Below are 3,303 nucleotides of genomic sequence, written 5' to 3'. Positions count from 1 at the left end.
CCGTGCGGGAAATCACGCCCGAGATCAGGCAACTGGCCGCCGACATGCTGGAAACGATGTACGACGCCCCGGGCATCGGCCTGGCAGCGCCGCAGGTGGGGGTGACCAAGCGGCTGATCGTGATGGATTGCATCAAGGAGGGCGACCCGGAGCCGATGGCGCTGGTGAACCCGGAGATCCTCTGGTCCTCCGAGGATGTCTCGGCCTATGAGGAAGGCTGCCTGTCGATCCCCGACCAATATGCCGAGGTGAAGCGCCCGGCCGAGGTGCAGGTGCGCTGGCTGGGGCTGGACGGCACCGTGCAGGAGCGGCAGTTCGCGGGCCTCTGGGCGACCTGCGTGCAGCACGAGATCGACCATCTGGATGGCAAGCTTTTCATCGACTACCTGGGGCCGCTGAAGCGCCAGATGATCACCCGGAAGATGGAAAAGCTGAAGCGGGAACGGGCGCGGGCGTGACGGTAAGGCGCTGCCTGCCCTGGCCCAACCCGGTGCTGCGAACCCCGGCGGCGGAGGTGCCCGCGATCACCGACGAGGTGCGGGCGATCTGGGCTGACATGATCGACACGATGGACGCGATGCCGGGCTATGGGCTGGCGGCGGCGCAGATCGGCGTGCCCTTGCGGCTGGCGGTGGTCGACTGCTCTGACGCGCGGGGTCAGGCGGTGAGGATGGCGAACCCCGAGGTCCTGCACGCGAGCGTCCAGTTGCGCGAGCATGAGGAGGCCAGCCCCAACCTTCCGGGCGTGTCGGCCGTCATCAGCCGCCCGCGGGCGGTGACGGTGCGGTTCCTGAACGCCGATGGCGTGGTGGAGGAGCGGGATTTCGTCGGGCTCTGGGCGACCTCGGTCCAGCACCAGATCGACCATCTGGCGGGGAAGATGTATTTCGACCACCTCTCGCCTCTGAAGCGCAAGATGCTGATCGCGAAGGCGGAAAAGCTGGGGCGGCGGAGATGAAAGTCATTTTCATGGGAACGCCGGAGTTTTCCGTCCCGGTACTGAACGCCCTGCACCAGACGCATGAGATCGTGGCGGTTTACTGCCAGCCGCCGCGCCCGGCGGGGCGGGGCAAGGCGGACCGGCCCAGCCCGGTGCAGGCGCGGGCCGAGGCGCTGGGTCTGCCGGTCCGCCATCCGGTCTCGCTGCGCAGCGAAGACGCCGTGCGCGATTTTGCGGCGCTTCAGGCCGACGTGGCGGTGGTGGTCGCCTATGGCCTTATCCTGCCGCAGGCCATTCTCGATGCGCCGCGCCTTGGTTGCCTGAACATCCATGCCTCGCTGCTGCCGCGCTGGCGCGGGGCGGCGCCGATCCATCGGGCGATCATGGCGGGCGACCGCGAGACGGGGGTCTGCATCATGCAGATGGAGGCAGGGCTGGATACCGGTCCGGTGCTTCTGCGCGAAACCGTCGAGATCGGGGCCGAGGAGACGACGGCCGACCTGCACGACCGGCTGAGCACCCTGGGCGCGCGTCTGATCGTCGGGGCGCTGGAGCAGCTGCCGTTGCCCGCCCTGCCGCAAGCCGCCGAAGGCATCACCTATGCCGCGAAGATCGACAAGGCCGAGGCGCGGGTGGAATTCTCGAAACCCGCCGTCGAGGTGGACCGGCTGATCCGGGGCCTCTCGCCATTTCCGGGCGCCTGGACGCAGGTGAACGGCGAGCGCATCAAGCTGCTGCGCTCCCGGCTGGCGAAGGGGGGCGGCACACCGGGCCAGGTCCTGCACGGCTTCACCATCGCCTGCGGCACGGGCGCGGTAGAGATCACCGAGGCGCAGCGCGAGGGCAAGCGCCCGATGCCAGCGGCCGAGGTGCTGCGCGGTCTGATTTTGCCTGCGACCCTATAGCGCAGGGGCCGCGCCCTTCCCATATCACCAAGAGGAAGGGGAGGGACACCATGCCGCTTGTCGCGCTGCTGATCGTCGGGGTTGCCGTGGGCTTTCTTGCAACGCGGATCCTGAAGGTGAACATGGATACGCCATCGACCATCGCGCTGGGTGTATTGGGCGCGCTGATCGGCACGGTCGTGCTGCGCGGGCTGGTGATGCTGGCCGGGATCGGGGCCGGGTTCGTCGGGGCGCTTCTGGGCGCGCTGATCCTGATCTGGGCCTGGAAATCCTGGGTCAGGTAAGCCGCTTCACCGCATCCTTGAGGCGGAAAGCGGGCTCTCCCGCCGCCGCCCACCACAGCGCCTGACCCTGCCAGGCTGCGAACAGAAGCGCGGCGCTTTCCCTGGCCTTCGGACCCGCCCCAAGCCGTAGGGACAGCGCCGTTTCCACCCCCATCCGCCAGCCTGCCGCGCGCGCCGCCAGATCCGGGTCGCGCAGGTCGGCGGCGATGGCAGCAGCATCGACCGGGCCGATGGCCTTCAACAATCCCTGCGGTCCCTTGTCGGCGGTGCCCGCTATGGCTTCCCCGGTGCGCCGCTCCAGCGCGTCCCAGGCGGCCAGCCGAGCGGCCCGAACCATGCCGTTGCGGCTGCCGTAACGCTGGACGAGGGTGGGGGGCGCAAGTCCGGTCAGCCTGCCGACCGACCCGAAGGACACGGCCTTGTCCCCGCCTTCGCTCAAAAGGCGCTGGACGGCGGCGAAGACAGTTTCATCAGGAACGATGCGGGGGCGGGGCATGGGATGATGCTAAACGAATATTCGTTCATAGGGCAAGCCTACCGCTTTGGTGCACCCGGGCTTGGCGGTTGCGATCTGTAGACCGGAAGCCGCCAGCCGAAGGCGATGCTTCCTGCCCGCAGGGTAAAGACCAGCGCGGCGCAGATCAGCAGCGACACCCCCCGGCCCAGCCCTAAGCCGCCCGCGATGACGGCGCCCAGCGACCCGGCCAGCGCGCAGGTGGCGTAAAGTTCGCCCTGTTTCAGGACCAGCGGCACTTCGTTGCAGACCACGTCGCGGAGAAGCCCGCCCAGGCAGCCGGTGATCATCCCCATGACCAGAACGATGGGCCAGCCCTGTCCCTCGGCCAGCGCCACCGCCACTCCGGCCGGGACGGCGACGGCCAAAGCGGCCGCGTCGAACCACAGAAGCGCACGGTAGCGGCTTTCCAGCAGATGCGCGGTGAAGAAGACCAGTACCGCCGCCACGGTGGCGACGCCCAGCATCAGCGGATCGGCGACCCAGAAGACCTCGCGGTTCAGGATCGCGTCGCGCAATGTGCCACCGCCCACGGCGGTCAGGCAGGCGATGAAGATGAAGCCGACGATGTCGAGTTGCGAGCGGCTGGCGGCCAACGCGCCGGTCAGGGCGAAGACCAGCACCGAGGCATAGTCGAGCCCGTCCTGCAGGGTGAAGCCG

General features: G+C 68.6%; 6 protein-coding genes. 4 read left to right on the top strand and 2 right to left on the bottom strand.

The features are described 5' to 3' along the window. Positions 1–2: 2 nt before the first annotated feature. Genes def (V7Q39_RS20240) through V7Q39_RS20225 form a run of 4 tightly spaced genes read left to right on the top strand, consistent with a single transcriptional unit; the run spans position 3 to position 2,129 of the window. Positions 3–458 carry a peptide deformylase gene (gene def / locus V7Q39_RS20240; protein WP_333818417.1) on the top strand — a complete coding sequence of 152 codons (456 nt, stop codon included), beginning with the start codon at positions 3–5 and terminating at the stop codon, positions 456–458. Then, the gene (gene def / locus V7Q39_RS20235; protein ID WP_333818416.1) at positions 455–958 is read left to right on the top strand and encodes a peptide deformylase; all 504 of its coding nucleotides are present in this window, start codon (positions 455–457) and stop codon (positions 956–958) included. Before def (V7Q39_RS20240) ends, def (V7Q39_RS20235) begins: the two co-directional genes overlap by 4 nt. Continuing rightward, positions 955–1,845: a methionyl-tRNA formyltransferase gene (gene fmt / locus V7Q39_RS20230; RefSeq protein WP_333818415.1), complete on the top strand. Its 891-nt coding sequence runs from the start codon at positions 955–957 to the stop codon at positions 1,843–1,845. Before def (V7Q39_RS20235) ends, fmt begins: the two co-directional genes overlap by 4 nt. A 50-nt stretch (positions 1,846–1,895) precedes the next feature. Further along, the gene (locus V7Q39_RS20225) at positions 1,896–2,129 is read left to right on the top strand and encodes a GlsB/YeaQ/YmgE family stress response membrane protein (protein WP_333818414.1); all 234 of its coding nucleotides are present in this window, start codon (positions 1,896–1,898) and stop codon (positions 2,127–2,129) included. Here the strand turns inward: V7Q39_RS20225 and V7Q39_RS20220 are convergent. After that, positions 2,122–2,625, bottom strand: a complete 504-nt coding sequence (locus V7Q39_RS20220) for a transcriptional regulator (protein ID WP_333818413.1) — start codon at positions 2,623–2,625, stop codon at positions 2,122–2,124. The two genes, V7Q39_RS20225 and V7Q39_RS20220, sit on opposite strands and share 8 nt — an antisense overlap. Positions 2,626–2,663: 38 nt before the next feature. Beyond that, positions 2,664–3,293, bottom strand: a complete 630-nt coding sequence (locus V7Q39_RS20215; protein ID WP_333818418.1) for a trimeric intracellular cation channel family protein — start codon at positions 3,291–3,293, stop codon at positions 2,664–2,666. Positions 3,294–3,303 lie beyond the last annotated feature (10 nt).

The sequence above is a fragment of the Tabrizicola sp. genome, from assembly GCF_036781545.1.
Lineage (GTDB): Bacteria > Pseudomonadota > Alphaproteobacteria > Rhodobacterales > Rhodobacteraceae > Tabrizicola.
The sequence above is the reverse complement of the archived record's forward strand: the minus strand, read 5'-3'. Positions and strand labels throughout refer to the sequence as shown.

What these genes read in the sequence shown, in the direction of transcription:
- fmt (WP_333818415.1), top strand. Translation starts at nt 955, where the DNA reads ATGAAAGTCATTTTCATGGGAACGCCGGAGTTTTCCGTCCCGGTACTG.
- V7Q39_RS20225 (WP_333818414.1), top strand. Translation starts at nt 1,896, where the DNA reads ATGCCGCTTGTCGCGCTGCTGATCGTCGGGGTTGCCGTGGGCTTTCTT.
- V7Q39_RS20220 (WP_333818413.1), bottom strand. Translation starts at nt 2,625, where the DNA reads ATGCCCCGCCCCCGCATCGTTCCTGATGAAACTGTCTTCGCCGCCGTC.